Source organism: Bradyrhizobium genosp. SA-4 str. CB756, from assembly GCF_000473125.1.
GTDB lineage: Bacteria > Pseudomonadota > Alphaproteobacteria > Rhizobiales > Xanthobacteraceae > Bradyrhizobium > Bradyrhizobium arachidis.
The window spans coordinates 8,388,947-8,406,022 of the sequence record NZ_KI421499.1; the positions used below are offsets into that span (position 1 = coordinate 8,388,947).

The window sequence follows — 17,076 nt, forward strand, 5'->3', positions numbered from 1 at the left end:
ATTCCGGGGCGATGCGAAGCGTCGAACTATGGTGCGCAATTGCGCACCTGAGAATCTCGAGATTCCGGGTTCGGCTCTGCGCCGCCCCGGAATGACATTCCCAAAAAAAGGCGCGCGCGGCCGTTGGTTACGGGACGGGCGACCGCGCGCGCTAACAGAGGAGTTCGGGGGGCTCCTCTCTCAAGCAGCGTCGGTGAGCAAGGGCCGACGCCGGTTGAACACGAATAGGATCAGGGCGAGCATGATCAGGATGAAGCCTGCGATCATCTTCAGCTCGGCCGAAGTTGCAGTCTTGGGCAGGCGGATCGCATCGGGCGCGGCGGGGGTCGGCCGCCTTGCCGAAGGCTGGTTGCGCGCATCGGCATGGCGCTCGCGCAGTTGCGTCGGCGTCAGATTCGGCCGCTCGCCAAAGACCTTCTCGAAATCCCAGCCGGCAGGCAGGTTGATCGGCAGCTCGCTGAGCTTGAGCGGTTCGCCCTCGGGACGGCTCGGCGTCTTGTCGACGGCGACGAGGCTGGTCAGGCGCGTGACGATCTGGTGGTCCAGCGCCAGCGCCAGGATCGCCTTGTCGGAATCTTCGGGCGTCATCTCGCGCAGGGTGCGCGCGACTTCGGCATCGTCGATCTTGCGCTTCGCCCAGAGTTTCGACAGGCCCTTGCCTTCGGCGGCATTTTGCAGCGGCAGCGTCACCGACCACGGACGGTCGCCGACACGCCCCTTGATCTCGAGCGAGCCCGCGAGCTTGTCGAGCCTTGCCGCCAGCACCAGCGGCTCGTCGCGATAGACATCGGGAATGATCGCCGGCGTGACGTCGGCCTTGGCTTCGGAGAACTTTGCGCTGAGGCCGGTCACGGCCGGATTCTCCAGCTTGGCGAACAGGCCGCGCATGCGCTCCTCAACCTGCTCCACCGAGCCGATATGGGTGAAGGCGCCGCGGCCGAGCTCGGCGGCGCGCGTCATCAGATAGGTGTTGGGCGCGGACCCGATGCCGACCATGAACACGCGCGAGCGGCCGCGCATCGCCGTGATGGTCTCGAACAATTGCTGCTCGTTGCCGATCGCACCGTCAGTCAGGAAGACGACCTGGCGAACCATGTTGGTGTCACTGAGCTTGTCGGTCAGCGCGGCGCGCATCGCCGACACCATCTCGGTGCCGCCGCGCGCCTGCAATCCATTCACGAAAGCGAGTGCTTCGCCGAGATGCGCGGGGTCGGCCGGCACGGAGGTTGAGAACAGCACGTCCATGGTGTCGTCGAAGCGGATCACGTTGAAGCGGTCATTGGGCTGGAGGCGGCCGAGCGCATAAAGCAGGCTCGCCTTGGCCTGGACGATCGAGGTGCCGCCCATCGAACCGGAATTGTCGATCACGAACACCACTTCGCGCGGCCACGGTTTCTGCGTTGCCTGCTCGGCGCCGGGCGGGGTGACGAAGGCGAGCAGATAATCGGCATCGCCAACATGCTCGCGGAACAGGCCGACCGACGGCGCCTTCTCCGCGGCGGGCGTCCAGCTCAGTTCGAAATCGCGGTCGGCGGGCACAGCGCCATCAGCGAGCGTGACGACACGCGTCGTGTTGTCGGGGCTGTCGACCTTGACGTTGTGGTGGTGGCTTTTGACTTCGCCGAGCGCAAAGCCGGCCTTGAGGCGCACCGTGATGCTGGTCGGGTTGACCGGCGCATTGGTCGCAGGATTCAGCACCGGCGGCGTAATCCGCTCGCGGTCCGGCACCGGGTCCGAACTGGTCGCGCCCCAGCCCGAGCCGTCCTTGCGAAAGTCGACGCTCTGCACGATCGGCGCCGGATTGTAGCGCGGCGCGACCACCAGCGGCAGGCGCAGCGAATATTCGTTGCCGGACTGGTGCACCGGCTCCTGATATTCGATCTGCACCAGCACGGTTTCGCCGGGACCGATATTGGCGACCGAGTTGGTGAAGATGTTCGGCCGTTCCTGCTCGGTGAGCGCGGCCTTCTGGCCGGCGCGGCGCGCCTGCTCGTAGATCACGCGCGCCTGCTGCCGTTCCTTGATGTCGCCGACGATGACGCGGTCGCCGACCACCATCTTCAGCGTGTCGACGGCGCCGCCGGTTGCGAGCGGATAAACATAGGTCGCCTCGACCCAGTCCTTGGTCGGATTGCGGAAGATTTGGGTGATGCGGGCGCGCAGCGTTGGACCTGACACCGTGATGTCGACATCGGTGCCGAGGCGGATCGCTTCGGTAGTGGCGCCATCCTCCTTCAGCAGGAGCGTTCCGGATTTGGCGTCGCCAGGCTGGAGCAGGCTGGCCTGCTCCGTCGTCGCCGACCATCCGGGCTCAAAGCTCACCAGCAGAGCCACGAAGGCGACCAGCATCACCGCGATGCCCTGCACGAGGAGAAACAATCCGAGCTTGATCAGCCGGCCCAGCATGGGGTGCTCGTCGCTGTCGGCTGTGTCGTAGGTGTCCATTTGGCCTGCCCCGAAGCATGTTCGCTGGCCCAAAGCATCTGCCGGGAGGGCCTGATGTCGCGAGCAGAATGATCGGCAATGTTCCGCCGCGGCCGGCCCGGCACGCCGCCGCCGGGGCGGCCATGTGCGGTTTTGTGCTGGTTTGTCCGCCCTGCTAGAATGGCTGTCCTGGAGCAGGGCCACGATGCAGACGCAGGACAAACTCAACGACGGGCAGCTTTCGGACGAGCAGAGCCGGGAGATCGCAGAGACCATTCGCGAGGAGCTGGCGAGGCGCCGGATCTCCCGGCAGGCGCTGGCCGAGCAGGCCAAGCTCAGCCTCTCGACCCTGGAAAAGGCGCTCGGCGGGCGCCGGCCGTTCACGCTGGCGACGACGGTGCGGCTGGAGCAAGCGCTGGGTGTCTCCTTGCGAAAAAACGCCGTCGTGGTGACGCCCCCGGCCGCAAGCGATGTCGCACCCGACAGCCTCGGCTCCTATGCGCATCGCGCCGTGACCTGGCTCGAGGATGTCTACATCACGCTGCGGCCCTCGTTCGGCGCCAAGGACGCGATCTTCGCCTATCGCACCGAGATCGTCTGGGAGCCGAAGATCTCGTCGCTGGTCTTCCGCGAGGGCGAGCGGACCGATGCCGCCTACGAGCACACCGGGGAGGTCGCGGTGCCGCATCAGTCCGGCTTCATCTATCTCGTCATCATCAAGCACGGCCAGCATCGGGTGATCACGGTGTCGCGGCCGACGGTGAGCGGCGAGATGTACGGCATCATCTCGACGCTCCGCGCGGGCCCCGGCTCGCAGCTGACGCCGATCGCGGCGCCGGTCGCTTACGTGCCGCTCCGGAACGTCCCGAACCCGTCTCTGGGACGGGTCGGACCTGACGACAGCAACCATGCATTGTACCGGAAACATCTGCGGCGCACGGTGGAAGAACCGTTTGCAGTGTTTCTGTCGGTATAATCCGCAAGAAAGAGTCCGGCGTCGGCTGGGCCTGCGTCTATAAGGGAGCATGCAGGACGTGCTCCAACCTCACGGCGGCGGATCTCCGCTGTTCTCCATCATTATTCCGCTCGAATTCCATCGCGGGCAGTGGGAGCAATCCTGGCTCGGCTGGACCTCGCAGACCGCCGACAAATCCCTCTACGAGATCATCCTGGTGATGCCGCCGGATTTCACCGCGCGCGAGGAGCTGGTAGCGCTTGCCGGTGACGCGGCCCGGATCGAGCAGGCCGGCGTCGCGCACGATATCGGGCTCTGCGCATTCGGCGCGGAGAAGGCGCGCGGCAGATATTTGTTCTTCACGGAATCGCACTGCCGGCCCGAACCCGATGTGATCGAGCTGTGCCTCCGCGCCATCGATGCTCATCCCGACTGGGCCGGCTTTTCCTGCCGTTCGGTGCCGATCTGCCATAACCGGCTGTCCGTGGCGGAAGCTGCCATGTATCAGGCCGACATCGAGTTCGGCATGAAGCAGCATCCTTGGCGTAAGGTGCTGGACCAGTGCTTCGTCACGCGACGCGACATCTACTGGGAATGCGGGGGCCTGCGCGAGGAGTTCGGCCACTTCGCCGAATGGGTGCTCGCCGCCGCCTATCATGCGCGAGGCCATGCGATTGGCTATCTCGAAGAGGCGCGCTTCCACCACTACTATATCGGCGAGCTCGGCGAGCTGAAGACGTTCACGCTCGACTTCGTGCGAGGCGAGATCCGCTATCTCGGCGAGGCGCGCAGCGATGCCGGCAGCGAGCTGCTCGACATTCCCATCGAATGGAGCAGGCGCGACAATTTCGATGTCGCGCTCGCGCGCAGCACCCTGGCCGCGCGGATGCGATCTTCTCACCTGAATGGCGAGAGCCTGGAGGGCCTCTGGCGCTGGGGCCTTATCGCGCTCGCGGGCGGCGGCTTCGCGCGCGGCTCGGCGCGCGCCTCCGCGGCCTATGCGCGGTGCGTGCTGACCATGCTCACGATGATCGGATCTGACGACAGCATTGTGCGCTGGCTGAAGCGCTATATCGCCTCCCTGATCCATTTTCAGCGCCTCGATTGCATTCACGGCAGCAGCGAGACGCCCGGTGCGAAATTGCCGCGCCTCGGAGATCAGGTGGTGGCGCAGGCCGGCTTCCACGCACCGGAGGTCTGGCGGCAGCGCAGCTTTCGCTGGAGCGAGCCGGAAGCCGCATTGCGGATCGAACTGCCGCAGGGGCGCAACACCATCCGCATTGCATCGCCGGAGATTCGCGAGCCTCTCGATCGAATCGGAGTGCGCTTCTATCTCGACGGCGTGCGCGTCGCCGATGTGGCGATCTCTGCCGGCGCCTTCGTCCTCCAGCTCAATCGGCCGTCATCGGGCATGGCGATACTGGCATGGACATGCCCACGCTTTGCGGCGAAAGGCGACGAACGCCGGCTTGGTCTGCCGGTGGCAGGGATCAGCATCGGGGCGGGCGAGGGCGCGAACGAGGCACCATCACCCGCCGCCATGATGCGAGGTTAGCCGCCGGTTTCGGCGCTGATGATGTCGCCGAACAGCTCCCACTGGCCCTTCTTGAACCGCCACATCTTGAGCTGCTCGATCGGCGCGAAGTCGGTGGAGGAAGTGTTGATCTTGATGCCGGGGATCAGCGTGTCGGGGACGAAGTCCTTCAGGCTGGCGGCCTGCTTCATCACGTTCTCGCGGGTCAGGTTGTCGCCCGACTGTTTCAGCACCTGCACCATGGTCTGGGCCGCCGCATAGGCGTAAACCAGATTGGCGTCCGAGATGTTCGCGCCAGGCATGTACTTGTCGATGAAGGTCATGAACCTCTTCATGCCCTCGTCGTCCTTCCATTGCGGGTCCGACGCATCTTTCAAGTAGCCGGCCGACAGCACGCCTTCGGATGCCTCAAGGCCGGCCGGCTTCATCACCGCGCCGATTGACACCGAGACGTCGGTCATCAGGTGCATCGGCTTCCACTCCAGCTCCGCGATCTTCTTAATCGCTTGCGCTGCGAACTTCGGCGTCGCGATGTTGACGAAGACATCGGCGCCGGTGCCCTTGAGCTTAACGATGTGGGCATCGATCGACGGCTCCGACGTCTCGTAGCTCTCCTCGGCCACGATCAGCTTCGAGGCCTTGTCGCCGAAAATGTCCTTGATGCCGGCGAGGTAGTCTTTGCCGAAATCGTCATTGGCATAGAAGATCGCGACCTTCGCGTCCGGCTTCTCCTTCAGGATGTATTTTGCGAAAATCTGGGCCTCGACCCGGTAGCTGGGCTGGAAGCCCATGGTCCAGGGAAAGTTCTTCGGGTCGTTCCACTTGCTGGCGCCGGTGGCGAGGAACAGCTGCGGCACCTTCTTGGCGTTGTGATATTTCTGCACGGCGGTCTGGGTCGGCGTGCCCAACGCGTTGAAGACGAGGAACACCTCGTCGCTCTCGATCAGCTTGCGGATCTGCTCCACCGTCTTCGGCGGCGAGTAGCCGTCGTCATAGGAGATCCAGTTGATCTTGCGGCCGTTGATGCCGCCCTGGTCGTTGATCATCTTGAAATAGGCTTCCTCGGTCTTGCCGATGATGCCGTAGGCGGAGGCGGGACCGGAATAGGCCTCGACGTTGCCAATCTTGATCTCGGTGTCGGTGACGCCGGTGTCGTATTTCTTCTGCGCATATGCGCCTTGAACCGAGAGCAATGTCAGGGCCGTTGCCGCGGCAAGCAGGGCGAGTTTCTTGTTCTTCATGGAAATTCCTTTGACTTCTTTTGGGGTGGAGCAGGCACTTTCAAAACAAAAAGCGCCCGCGAGGGGCGCTTCGATCAGGCGTTGGCGGCTTTCTTGTCGACTTCGGAAGCCACCGAGAATTCCTTGCGCAAGGTCGGCTTGTGGATCTTGCCGGTGGCGTTGCGTGGCAGCGCATCGACGAAGCGGACCTGGCGCGGGCATTTGAAGCGCGCGAGATTCGCCGCGCAATGCGCCAAGACCTCGGCTTCGCTCAGCCGCTGGCCCTGTTTGACCGCGACGATGGCAAGGCCCACTTCGCCCCATTGCGCATCGGGAATGCCGATCACCGCGGCTTCCGCGATCGCGGTGAGCTGGTGCAGGACGTTCTCGACCTCGGCGGGATAGACGTTCTCGCCGCCGGAAATGTACATGTCCTTCCAGCGGTCGACGATGTAGTAGAAGCCTTCTTCATCCACGCGCGTAGCATCGCCGGTGTGCAGCCAGCCGTCGGTGAAGGACGTCTTGTTCGCCTCCGGCCTGTTCCAGTAGCCGGGCGTGATGTTGGGTCCCTTGACCCAGAGCTCACCGAGCTCGCCGGTATCGGCATCGCTGCCGTCGGGGCGCACGATTCGCACCTCGGTGTGCAGCACCGGTTTGCCGGCCGAGCCCGCCTTGCGCGCCGCGTCCTCGCGGTCGAGCACCAGCACGGCTGGCGAGGTCTCGGTCATGCCGTAGCCCTGCTGGAGCGCGACGCCGCGGGCTTCCCAGACTTTCAAGAGCGGCACCGGCATCGGCGCGCCGCCGACACCGCAGACGATCAGCCGGGTCAGATCGCTCGTCGCGAAAGCCGGATGCTGCGCCATGAACTGGTAGATCGCGGGCACGCCGAAGAACACGTTGATGCCCTGCGCGGGATCGTTAATCAGGCCGAGCGCCGTGCCGGGATCGAAGGCGCGCATGATCATCACGGTGCCGCCGGCATGCAGGACGGGATTGGTGTAGCAATTCAGTCCGCCGGTGTGGAACAGCGGCAGCACGGTGAGCAGCACCGAGGCCGGCCCGATGTAGGCGGGGCCGCCGAGATTGACGCAATTCCAGAAGGTCATGCCATGGGTGATCGTCGCGCCCTTGGGATGACCCGTGGTGCCCGACGTGTACATGATGGTCGAGACGTCATCGAGCGTGACCTCCTCGGCGCGGTCGAGCGGCTTTGCGGCGGCAATGCCGGCTTCATAGGCGCCGCCGGTGCCGAGCAGCAGGCTGGTCGCGACATTGCAGAGCTTTGCGACCGCGAGCGCGGTCTCGGCCAGGTCAGTGTCGTGGATCATCACCTTCGGCGCGCAATCGCTGGTGATGAACTGAAGCTCGGGAACGGTGAGGCGGGTGTTCAGCGGCACGAAGATGGCGCCAAGCCGTCCGCAGGCGAACTGCGCTTCCAGCGTATCGGTCGTGTTCAGCGCCAGCACCGCGACGCGGTCGCCGCGCGAGACGTTGAGCGTATGGCGCAGGAACGAAGCGAGGCGCGAGACGCGAGCGTCGAGCTGCGCATAGGTGAAGCGGCGCTCGCTGGCGAGATCGATCACCGCAACCTTGTCAGGTGTGCGGCGGCCATGGTGGGCGATCCAGTCGTAGTAACGAACGGCCAAAAATCCCTCCCTCGGCGGTCTTGTGCCGCCTCGCGTCCCTGTTGCCGTGCACCATGCCCGGCATGGCCCTGGGGCCAGCCGGAGTCTGTGCAGCAGTCTTTTTTGATCCGGAGTTGGCCTGCGAGGGGTGAAAATCGTCTTGCGTTGAGTTGCTAGGCGATAGGCTGCGGTAGAGCGGTTCCTCCGGTCAGCCACTCTGCGCAAGTGAACGGCAAATGTTCCGGCCATGGTGAATGAGCCGAATCCGCCAACAGGGCGAAAGTTGCGATGACGAGCCCGTTCTATACCGCTGAGCACGACGCCTTCCGCGAGGTCATGCGCCGCTTCGTCGACAAGGAGATCACGCCCTTCGCCCATGAATGGGACGAGGCCGGCGAATTCCCGCGTGCGCTCTATCGCAAGGCGGCGGAGATAGGTCTCCTTGGGCTTGGATTCCCCGAGGAATATGGCGGGATCGCCGCCGACCAGTTCATGAAGATCGTGGCCAGCCAGGAGCTGGCGCGCGCCGGGGCCGGCGGCGTCAGCGCCAGCCTGATGAGCCACACCATCGGCTCGCCGCCGATCGCGCGGGCGGCGCGGCCGGAAGTGAAGGCGCGCCTGCTGCCGCAGGTGCTAGCCGGCGAGAAGATTTCTGCGCTCGCCATCACCGAGCCGGGCGGCGGCTCCGATGTCGCAAACCTCCGCACCAGGGCGCGGCGCGACGGGGATCACTACGTCGTGAGCGGCGAAAAGACCTTCATCACCTCAGGCGTGCGCGCCGACTACCTGACCGTGGCGGTGCGCACCGGCGGCGAGGGCGCCGGCGGCGTCAGCCTGCTCCTGATCGAGGGCGACACGCCCGGCCTGTCGCGCACCAAGCTGAAGAAGATGGGCTGGTGGGCCTCGGACACCGCAACGCTGCATTTCGACGAATGCCGCGTACCGGCCGAGAACCTGATCGGCGAACAGGGCCAGGGTTTTAAGATCATCATGCAGAACTTCAACAGCGAGCGCATGGGCATGGCGGCGAGCTGCACCGCCTTCGCCCGCGTCTGTCTCGACGAGGCGATTGCCTACGCTAAGGAGCGCAAGACATTCGGCAAGCCGCTCGCCCAGCACCAGGTCATCAGGCACAAGATCGTCGACATGGCACAGAAGGTCGCCGCAAGTCAGGCAATGCTGGAAATGCTGGCGTGGCGGCTGGAGCAGGGCGAGAGCCCGGTCGCCGAGATCTGCATGATGAAGAACCAGGCGACGCAGACCATGGCGTTCTGCGCCTCGGAAGCCGTGCAGATCTTTGGCGGCGCCGGCTTCATGCGCGGCATCAAGGCCGAGCGCATCTACCGCGAGGTCAAGGTCAACGCCATCGGCGGCGGCACCGAGGAGATCATGAAGGATCTGGCAAGCCGGCAGATGGGGTTGTGACCCTCACCGTCATTCCGGGGCGACGCGAAGCGTCGAACCCGGAATCTCGATATTGTAGGACCTAATCTCTGGATTCCGGGTTCGCGCTTCGCGCGCCCCGGAATGACAAAGGGGAAAGAATGCTATTCACCGCCGATCACGACGACATCCGCCGTAGCTTGCAGAAATTCATCGCCAATGAGATCAATCCTCACGTCGATGAATGGGAGAAGGCCGACATCTTCCCGGCGCATGAGCTGTTCAAGAAGATGGGCAGCCTCGGCTTCCTCGGGCTGAACAAGCCGGTCGAGTTCGGCGGCTCGGGCCTCGACTATTCCTATGCGCTGATGATGGCGGAAGAGTTAGGGGCCATCACCTGCGGCGGCGTGCCGATGGCGATCGGCGTGCAGACCGACATGGCGACGCCGGCGCTGGCGCGGTTCGGCTCGGACGAGGTGCGGCGCGAATTCCTCAGCCCCTCGATATCAGGCGATTACGTCGCCTGCATCGGCGTCTCCGAGCCCGGCGCGGGCTCCGACGTCGCCTCGATCAAGACCAGCGCGAAATCCGACGGCGACGACTACGTCATCAATGGCGGCAAGATGTGGATCACCAACGGCACCCAGGCCGACTGGATCTGCCTGCTCGCCAACACCGGCGATGGGCCCGTTCACCGCAACAAGTCGCTGATCTGCGTGCCCATGAAGAGCAAGGGCGTCACGGTCGCGCGCAAGCTCGACAAGATGGGCATGCGCTCGTCGGACACCGCGCAGATATTCTTCGACAATGTCCGCGTGCCCAAGCGCAACCGGATCGGGGAGGAGGGCAAGGGCTTTACCTACCAGATGATCCAGTTCCAGGAGGAGCGGCTCTGGGGCGCGGCCGCCTGTCTGAAGGCACACGGATACATCATCGACCAGACCATCGAGTACACCCGCAACCGCAAGGCTTTCGGGAAGTCAATCCTCGACAACCAGGTCGTGCACTTCAAGCTTGCGGAGATGCAGACCGAGGTCGAGCTGTTGCGCGCGCTGATCTATCGCGCTGCCGAGCAGCTGGTCGCGGGCGAGGACGTGACGCGGCTTGCGACCATGGCCAAGCTGAAAGCCGGCCGGCTCGGGCGCGAGCTCACCGACGCCTGCTTGCAATATTGGGGCGGAATGGGCTTTACCAACGAGACGCCGGTCAGCCGCGCCTATCGCGACAGCCGCCTGACCTCGATCGGCGGCGGCGCCGACGAGGTCATGCTGATGGTCCTGTGCAAGATGATGGGCACGCTGCCGGGAAGTAAGGAAAACGCCTGATGATCACGCTCTATCACTGCGACGCTGCGCGCTCGTTCCGCCCGCTCTGGATGCTGGAGGAGATGGGGCTGCCGTATGAATTGAAGATGCTGCCGTTCCCGCCGCGAGTGTTTGCCAAGGATTATCTTGGCATCAATCCGCTCGGCACTATCCCCTTCCTGATCGACGGCGAGACGCGGATGACCGAGTCCTCGGGCATCTGCCATTATCTCGGCATCAAATACGGGCCGACGCCGCTGATGGTCGGCTCCGAGGATCCCGCCTATGGCGCGTTCCTGAACTGGATGTATTTTTCCGACGCCACCTTAACCTTCCCGCAGACGCTGGTGCTCCGATACACCCAGCTCGAGCCGGAAGAGCGCCGCGTTCCGCAGGTCGCCACCGATTACGCAAAATGGTTTCTGGGCAGGCTGCGCGCCGTCGAGGCAGCGACGGCCAATGCCGAAACCTTGTGCGCCGGTCGCTTCACCGCCGCTGACATTGTCATCGGTTATGCGCTGCGCCTCGCCGACAATATCGGGCTCGCCAAGGACTTTGGGCCAAATGTCGCAGCTTATTGGTCGCGCCTGCAGCAGCGCGATGGTTTCAGGCGCGCGGTTGCTGCGGAGCAGAAGGCCGGCCTTGAGCAGAATGTTGCGCCGCGCGTGAGGGCGTAAGGGAAGCTGTCATTCCGGGCCGCGCAATAGCGCGAACCCGGAATCTTGAGGTTCCGGATTCGGCCCTTTGGACCGCCCCGGAACGACGACGCATGTTTTCATGACAGCGCTATCCCGTCGTGACAGCGCCCAAATTTCCGCTAAGGTGACCTCCGTCCGCAGCGGCCAAAGAGCCGCGCGAGGAGGATGCCCAATGGATTATAACGGTCGCGAATCCGACCATCTGATGCTGATCACGCCGGAGCGGGTGTTCTATGCCGGCCTGCTCGGACGGCCCCGCAAGCGGACTCCGGGTTGCTGCCATGTCTATGTGGCCGTGAAGGGCAATCTCCACCTGACCATCGACGACGTTCTCGCCACCGGCGAGCTGTTCGTCACGCTGCCGAACCAGCGCCATTCCATTGCCAGCGACTACCGCACCGCAATCAGCGTGACGCTTGAGCCCGAGAGCATGCCGGATGGCGTGATCGAAGCCCTGGCCCAGCGGCTGACGGGGCCGGACCGCGCGGTCTATGCCCGAAAGATCCTGGCTGCCTACGCGCTGCTGCGCCAACGCCGCTACGGCGACATCACCACCGCCGAATTCGACGAGATGTGTTTTGGCGAGGCGCTGCCGCGCCGCGTGCTCGACCCGCGCGTGATGCGCGCAGTCGCCCGCATCGAGCGTTTCTCCGGCGAGCCGGTCACGGCGGATACATGTGCGGCCGAAGCGGGCCTCTCGGCCTCGCGCTTCCTGCATCTGTTCAAGGAAGAGACCGGCATCTCGTTCCGCTCCTTCCGCGCCTGGAAGCGCGCGCGGCATCTGCTGCACTTCGCCAACCAGGACCTCAACCTCGCCCATCTCGCGCAGGACATCGGTTATCCCGACAGCACCCATTTCAGCCATTCGATCCGCCGCTTCTATGGATTGAAGCCGCGCGCGATCTTCGTCGGCTCGCGCGATCTTGCGATCTATCGCAGCACCGAGACGGTGCGGGTGCTCGCGGAGGCGGGCTAGGCTCGCTCTCGTCGCTTCGTAGGGTGGGCAAAGGCGCTCTTGCGCCGTGCCCACCACCTGTCGGCAACTGGCAAAGTTGGTGGGCACGCTACGCTTTACCCACCCTACGATAGCTCGTCTTTAGCTAGCTTCTCCGCGCAAGAAGCCGCATGCCCCGCATCACATGATCGCAAGCGTTGAATTCTCAACGTGCGAGATATTTTTGGCATGAGCGACAAGGCCGTCATCACCTGCGCGCTGAACGGCGTGCTCACCGACCCGAAGCAGCACAACGTGCCCGTGACGCCCGAGCAGATGGCGCGCGAGGCCAAGGCTGCGTTCGATGCCGGCGCCTCCATCATGCACATCCATCTGCGCCAGCAGGCGCCGGGCAAGGGCCATCTGCCGTCCTGGGAGGTCAGCGTCAGCAAGGAGATCCAGCAGGCGATCCGCGAAGCCTGTCCCGGGGTCATCATCAACCACACCTCGGGTGTCTCAGGCCCGAACTACTCCGGCGCGCTCGACTGCATCCGCGAGACCAAGCCCGAGATCGCTGCCTGCAACGCTGGCTCGCTGAATTATTTGAAGGTCAAGGCAGACAACACCTGGGCCTGGCCGCCGATGATGTTCGACAACGCGGTCGAGAAGGTGAAGGACTATCTCGACGTCATGAATGAGGTCGGCACTATCCCCGAGTTCGAATGCTTCGACGTCGGCATCGTCCGCTGCGTCGGCATGTATCACCAGGTCGGCATGTACAAGGGCCCGCTCGAGTATAATTTCGTCATGGGCGTTGCCTCCGGCATGCCGTCGGACCCGGAGCTGCTGCCGATCCTGATCAAGCTGAAGCGCCCCGAAGCGCAGTTCCAGGTCACCGCGATCGGCCGCGAGGAGATCTGGCCGCTGCACCAGCGCTGCGCCGAGCTCGGCGGTCACTTGCGTACCGGTCTCGAGGACGCGTTCTATCTCGCCGACGGCAAGAAGGTGACCTCGAACGGCCAGCTGATCGAGGCCATCGCCGCCTGCGCCCGCCGCGCCGGCCGCGAGATCGCGAGCCCCGCCGAGGCGCGGAAGATCTTTGGGACGAACAGGTAGCCACACACTCCGTCATTCCGGGATGGCCCGAAGGGCCAGGCCCGGAATCCATAACCACGATCGGGGAGTATGGATTCCGGGCTCGCGCTACGCGCGCCCCGGAATGACGACTGGGAAAGAGTTATGTCCATTCTCGAAAACACCATTTCCCCCGGCAGCGCCGCCTACCACGCCAATCGCGACGGCATGCTCGCACTGATCGACCGCATGCGCGCGCTGGAAGAGCGCACGCGGGCCGCATCCGCCGCCGCAAAGGATCGCTTCCACAAGCGCGGTCAGCTGCTGCCGCGCGAACGCGTCGCGCTGGTGCTCGATCCCGGCGCGCCCTTCATCGAGCTGTCGACGCTCGCCGGCTACATGTTCGACGTGCCGGATGCGAGCAAGAGTGTGCCCGGCGGCGGCGTGATCGCCGGCATCGGCTTCGTCTCCGGCATCCGCTGCATGGTCAGCGCCAGTGATTCCGGCATCGATGCCGGCGCGCTGCAGCCCTACGGCCTCGACAAGACGCTGCGGGTGCAGGAGCTCGCTCTGGAGAACAAGCTGCCTTACGTGCAGCTCGTCGAGAGCGCCGGCGCCAATCTGTTGCGCTACCGCGTCGAGGATTTTGTCCGCGGCGGCAATATCTTTCGCAATCTGGCGCGGCTTTCGGCGGCAGGCTTGCCGGTTGTCACCGTCACGCACGGCTCCTCGACCGCCGGCGGCGCCTACCAGACCGGCCTTTCGGACTACATCGTCATGGTTCGCGGCCGCACCCGCGCCTTCCTCGCGGGGCCACCGCTGCTAAAGGCCGCGACCGGCGAGATCGCTACGGAAGAAGAGCTCGGGGGCGCCGAGATGCACACGCAGGTCTCCGGCCTCGGTGACTATCTCGCCGAGGACGACCGCGATGCATTGCGCATCGCGCGCGAGATCATGGCGGCGCTGGAATGGGAGCGGCCGGGCCGAGCGGCGTCGGAGTTCAAGCCGCCGCGCTACGACCAGGATGAGTTGCTCGGTATCATGCCGATGGACCACAAGCGCCCCGTCGACATGAAGCAGGTGATCGCGCGGATCATCGACGATTCCGACTTCACCGAGATGGCGCCGAACTATGGCCCCGCCACCGTCTGCGGCCATGCCCGCATCGAGGGCCAGGCCATCGGCATCATCACCAACAATGGCCCGCTCGATCCCGCTGGCGCCAACAAGGCGACGCATTTCATCCAGGCCTGCTGCCAGACCCGCACGCCGATCCTCTATCTCAACAACACCACCGGCTACATGGTCGGCAAGGCCTATGAGGAAGCCGGCATGATCAAGCACGGCTCCAAGATGATCCAGGCGGTGACCTCGGCGACGGTGCCGCAGATCACGATCTATTGCGGTGCCTCGTTCGGTGCCGGCAATTACGGCATGTGCGGGCGCGGCTTCCATCCGCGCTTCTGCTTCTCCTGGCCGAACGCCAAGACCGCGGTGATGGGCGGCGAGCAGGCCGCCGAGACTATGGCGATCGTGACCGAGGCCGCCGCCGCGCGCCGCGGCAAGCCGATCGAGAAGGACAAGTTGGAGGCCATGAAGGCGCAGATCGTCGGTGTGTTCGACGGCCAGATGGACGTGTTCTCCACCAGCGCACGCGTGCTCGACGACGGCGTGATCGACCCCCGCGACACGCGCGCGGTGCTGTCGGAGGTGCTCGCGATCTGCCGCGAGGGCGATTCGCGCGCGCCCCAGCGCATGCAATTCTCGGTGGCCCGCCCATGAGGAACGGATCAGTGCAGCACCGGCCGTTCTATAGGGTTCTGGTCGCCAATCGCGGCGAGATCGCGTTGCGTGTGATGCGCAGCGCGCGGCGGCTCGGCCTCGGCGTCGTCGCGGTTTATTCGGACGCCGATCGCGGCGCGCTCCACGTCAAGCAGGCCGACCAGGCCGTGTGCATTGGTGAAGCCTTGCCGGCGCAGTCCTATCTCAACATCCCCGCGATCATCGCAGCCGCGAAGGCGAGCGGTGCGGACGCAGTGCATCCCGGCTATGGTTTCCTCGCCGAGAATGAAGATTTCGCGCAAGCCTGCAAGGATGCCGGGTTGGTCTTCATCGGCCCGTCGCCGCAGGCGATCGAGGCGATGGGCAACAAGGCCGGCGCCAAGGAGATCATGAAGAAGGCCGGCGTGCCCATCGTGCCCGGCTATCAGGGCGCCGACCAAAGCGACGAGATCATGCTCGCCGAGGCCAAAAAGATCGGCTTCCCCGTGATGATCAAGGCGGTTGCCGGCGGCGGTGGCCGCGGCATGCGGCTTGTGACCGATGCTGCATCGTTTCCGGATGCGCTGCGCAGCGCGCGGTCGGAAGCGAAGGCGGCGTTCGGCGATCCCACCGTGATCCTCGAGCGCGCCATCGAAAATCCACGCCACATCGAGATCCAGGTGTTCGGCGACAGCCACGGCAACGCCATCCATCTCGGCGAGCGCGACTGCTCGGTGCAGCGGCGGCACCAGAAGCTGATCGAGGAGGCGCCGTCGCCGGCCGTCACTTCGGAGCTGCGCGCGAAAATGGGCGAGGTCGCGGTCGCGGCGGTGAAGGCGCTGCGTTACGAGGGCGCCGGCACGCTGGAATTCCTGCTCGATCAAAGCGGGGAGTTCTACTTCATGGAGATGAACACGCGTCTCCAGGTCGAGCATCCCGTAACCGAGGCGATCACCGGGCTCGACCTCGTCGAGCTGCAGCTGCGCGTCGCGCGCGGCGAGGCGCTGCCGGTGAAGCAGCAGGACATCCGCTTCACAGGCCATGCCATCGAGGTGCGGCTGTGCTCGGAAGATGCCGCGCACGACTTCATGCCGCAGTCCGGACGCATGGCGCGCTGGCAGGTGCCTGACGGCATCCGCGTCGAGCATGCGCTGCAATCGGGCTCTGAGATCCCGCCGTTCTACGATTCCATGATCGCCAAGGTGATCGGCCACGGCACGACGCGCGAGGAGGCGAGGGGGCGGCTGATCGTTGGCCTCGAGCAACTCACCGCGTTCGGCGTAACCACCAACCAGGCGTTCCTGATGTCGTGCCTGCGCCATCCCGGCTTTGCCAGGGGCGAAGCAACGACGACCTTCATCGGCGCGCATCGCGACGAGCTGCTGGTGCCGCGCGCAAACGCCGCATTCGATACGGCACTGGCATGCCTGCTGCTCTACATCACCAATCCGCGCTCGCCGTCATGGCAGGGGGCCCGGAGTCTCGCGGCAACATTCCCGCTGCCGGCAAAGATCGAGATCGCCGGCCAGGCGTACGAGCTCGAAGTCACCCGCGAGCGCGATGGCAGCTACATTGTCGCCACCGACAGCCGGAAGGAAACGTTCGAGATCGACCAGCTCGATGCCGATGCCATTCGCTTCCGCCACGATGGCGTGATGGACAGCGCAAAATTCCTGCGGGACGGCGATCGGCTGTATCTCCAGCATCGCGGCATCCCGCTCGCGGTGAATGATCTCACCCTCGCTGCGCCGAAGGCCGCCGCAAGCAACGGCGGCGACGGCAAGGTCCGCGCCGCCATGAACGGCCGCGTCGTCGCTGTGCTGGTCAAGCCGGGCGACCGCGTCACCGCCGGCCAACCGGTGATGACGCTGGAAGCGATGAAGATGGAGCACGTCCACAAGGCCGGCATCGATGGCGTGGTTTCGGCAATCGACGTCACCGAGGGCGAGCAGGTGACGACGGGCAGGATCGTTGTGGAGATCGGGGCGTAGTCGGCGCCGCGAACTCCGCAATCGTAGGGTAGGCAAAGGCGCATAGCGCCGTGCCCACCATTCGTTTCGATTGGCATACAGGTGGTGGGCACGCTTCGCTTTGCCCACCCTACGGCACCAACGGCACCTCCTCGGTCGTAAACTCCAAAAATATGAATAATTTCAATGACATT

The 17,076-nt window shown here is 64.7% G+C and carries 12 protein-coding genes; 9 read left to right on the plus strand and 3 right to left on the minus strand.

The genetic code is table 11. The annotated features are described in order from the left end of the window. Positions 1-180: 180 nt before the first annotated feature. On the minus strand, positions 181-2,445 hold the full coding sequence (locus BRAGE_RS0140545) for a marine proteobacterial sortase target protein (RefSeq protein ID WP_027563234.1): 2,265 nt from the start codon (positions 2,443-2,445) through the stop codon (positions 181-183). 184 nt (positions 2,446-2,629) lie between these two features. Between BRAGE_RS0140545 and BRAGE_RS0140550 the strand changes: the two genes are divergently transcribed. Next, complete coding sequence (locus BRAGE_RS0140550) at positions 2,630-3,400, plus strand: helix-turn-helix transcriptional regulator (RefSeq protein ID WP_027563233.1); 771 nt, start codon at positions 2,630-2,632, stop codon at positions 3,398-3,400. A gap of 49 nt (positions 3,401-3,449) precedes the next feature. Then, positions 3,450-4,934, plus strand: coding sequence for a glycosyltransferase family 2 protein (locus tag BRAGE_RS0140555; RefSeq protein WP_027563232.1), 1,485 nt, complete (start codon positions 3,450-3,452; stop codon positions 4,932-4,934). On the opposite strand, the gene BRAGE_RS0140560 is transcribed toward BRAGE_RS0140555, so the two are convergent. Beyond that, the gene (locus BRAGE_RS0140560; RefSeq protein ID WP_027563231.1) at positions 4,931-6,154 is read right to left on the minus strand and encodes an ABC transporter substrate-binding protein; all 1,224 of its coding nucleotides are present in this window, start codon (positions 6,152-6,154) and stop codon (positions 4,931-4,933) included. The genes BRAGE_RS0140555 and BRAGE_RS0140560 overlap by 4 nt on opposite strands. Positions 6,155-6,228: 74 nt before the next feature. Continuing rightward, entirely contained in the window at positions 6,229-7,779 is a 1,551-nt protein-coding gene (locus BRAGE_RS0140565) for an acyl-CoA synthetase (protein WP_027563230.1), read from the minus strand. 267 nt (positions 7,780-8,046) lie between these two features. Between BRAGE_RS0140565 and BRAGE_RS0140570 the strand changes: the two genes are divergently transcribed. The 7 genes from BRAGE_RS0140570 to BRAGE_RS0140600 all read left to right on the plus strand — a co-directional run bounded on the left by BRAGE_RS0140570 (position 8,047) and on the right by BRAGE_RS0140600 (position 16,903). Continuing rightward, complete coding sequence (locus BRAGE_RS0140570; RefSeq protein ID WP_027563229.1) at positions 8,047-9,183, plus strand: acyl-CoA dehydrogenase family protein; 1,137 nt, start codon at positions 8,047-8,049, stop codon at positions 9,181-9,183. Between the two features lie 119 nt (positions 9,184-9,302). Further along, positions 9,303-10,466: an acyl-CoA dehydrogenase family protein gene (locus tag BRAGE_RS0140575; RefSeq protein WP_027563228.1), complete on the plus strand. Its 1,164-nt coding sequence runs from the start codon at positions 9,303-9,305 to the stop codon at positions 10,464-10,466. Next, complete coding sequence (locus BRAGE_RS0140580) at positions 10,466-11,122, plus strand: glutathione S-transferase family protein (protein WP_027563227.1); 657 nt, start codon at positions 10,466-10,468, stop codon at positions 11,120-11,122. Before BRAGE_RS0140575 ends, BRAGE_RS0140580 begins: the two co-directional genes overlap by 1 nt. 193 nt (positions 11,123-11,315) lie before the next feature. Further along, positions 11,316-12,119, plus strand: coding sequence for a helix-turn-helix domain-containing protein (locus BRAGE_RS0140585; protein WP_027563226.1), 804 nt, complete (start codon positions 11,316-11,318; stop codon positions 12,117-12,119). Between the two features lie 207 nt (positions 12,120-12,326). Then, positions 12,327-13,193, plus strand: a complete 867-nt coding sequence (locus BRAGE_RS0140590) for a 3-keto-5-aminohexanoate cleavage protein (protein WP_027563225.1) — start codon at positions 12,327-12,329, stop codon at positions 13,191-13,193. A gap of 123 nt (positions 13,194-13,316) precedes the next feature. Beyond that, positions 13,317-14,933, plus strand: coding sequence for an acyl-CoA carboxylase subunit beta (locus tag BRAGE_RS0140595; RefSeq protein ID WP_027563224.1), 1,617 nt, complete (start codon positions 13,317-13,319; stop codon positions 14,931-14,933). Beyond that, a complete protein-coding gene (locus BRAGE_RS0140600) occupies positions 14,930-16,903 on the plus strand; it encodes an acetyl-CoA carboxylase biotin carboxylase subunit (RefSeq protein ID WP_027563223.1) in 1,974 nt (657 codons plus the stop codon). The genes BRAGE_RS0140595 and BRAGE_RS0140600 overlap by 4 nt, the downstream gene beginning before the upstream one ends. The last annotated feature ends 173 nt before the right edge of the window (positions 16,904-17,076 follow it).

Coding starts and splice junctions, on each gene's coding strand:
- BRAGE_RS0140555 (WP_027563232.1), top strand. CDS start 3,450: ATGCAGGACGTGCTCCAACCTCACGGCGGCGGATCTCCGCTGTTCTCC.
- BRAGE_RS0140585 (WP_027563226.1), top strand. CDS start 11,316: ATGGATTATAACGGTCGCGAATCCGACCATCTGATGCTGATCACGCCG.
- BRAGE_RS0140590 (WP_027563225.1), top strand. CDS start 12,327: ATGAGCGACAAGGCCGTCATCACCTGCGCGCTGAACGGCGTGCTCACC.
- BRAGE_RS0140595 (WP_027563224.1), top strand. CDS start 13,317: ATGTCCATTCTCGAAAACACCATTTCCCCCGGCAGCGCCGCCTACCAC.
- BRAGE_RS0140580 (WP_027563227.1), top strand. CDS start 10,466: ATGATCACGCTCTATCACTGCGACGCTGCGCGCTCGTTCCGCCCGCTC.
- BRAGE_RS0140600 (WP_027563223.1), top strand. CDS start 14,930: ATGAGGAACGGATCAGTGCAGCACCGGCCGTTCTATAGGGTTCTGGTC.
- BRAGE_RS0140575 (WP_027563228.1), top strand. CDS start 9,303: ATGCTATTCACCGCCGATCACGACGACATCCGCCGTAGCTTGCAGAAA.
- BRAGE_RS0140570 (WP_027563229.1), top strand. CDS start 8,047: ATGACGAGCCCGTTCTATACCGCTGAGCACGACGCCTTCCGCGAGGTC.
- BRAGE_RS0140560 (WP_027563231.1), bottom strand. CDS start 6,154: ATGAAGAACAAGAAACTCGCCCTGCTTGCCGCGGCAACGGCCCTGACA.
- BRAGE_RS0140550 (WP_027563233.1), top strand. CDS start 2,630: ATGCAGACGCAGGACAAACTCAACGACGGGCAGCTTTCGGACGAGCAG.
- BRAGE_RS0140545 (WP_027563234.1), bottom strand. CDS start 2,445: ATGGACACCTACGACACAGCCGACAGCGACGAGCACCCCATGCTGGGC.